Below are 490 nucleotides of genomic sequence, written 5' to 3' on the forward strand. Positions count from 1 at the left end.
ATCCTGTTTTTCGAAATCAAGCTCGATTACTTGGCGCGCAAATAGGCTCCGTGCCGATGGACGACCAAGGTGTTGTCGTTGAATCAATCCCTTCTAATGCCAAAATTATTTATACAACGCCTAGTCATCAGTTCCCTTTAGGCTTTAGCTACTCAGCTGACAGGAAGTTAGAACTGCTGAGATGGGCAGAAGTTAATAACGCAATCATTATCGAAGATGATTATGATTCGGAATATCACTATCTCAATACCAGTAAGAAAGCTCTCAAGTCACAAGACAAAAATGACTGCGTCGTTATGATAGGCAGTTTCTCTAAAATACTATTTCCCGGCATACGCATTGGCTATATGATTCCGCCAAAGTCTTTAATAGAGCCAATTTCAAATATGTTATGGCACTTGGGAAGAAGTACATCTGTAGTGTCTCAAATCCTACTTGACGAATTCATGCGTGACGGTCATTTCTCTCACCATTTACTCAATATGAATAA

At 40.0% G+C, this 490-nt stretch carries 1 pseudogene; it reads left to right on the forward strand.

Annotated features, from left to right (window positions below):
* A pseudogene (locus IQR33_RS31375) lies at window positions 1–490 on the forward strand (PLP-dependent aminotransferase family protein); the annotation flags it as partial.

It is taken from the genome of Vibrio sp. OPT46 (genome assembly GCF_015163535.1).
Taxonomy (GTDB): domain Bacteria; phylum Pseudomonadota; class Gammaproteobacteria; order Enterobacterales; family Vibrionaceae; genus Vibrio; species Vibrio alginolyticus.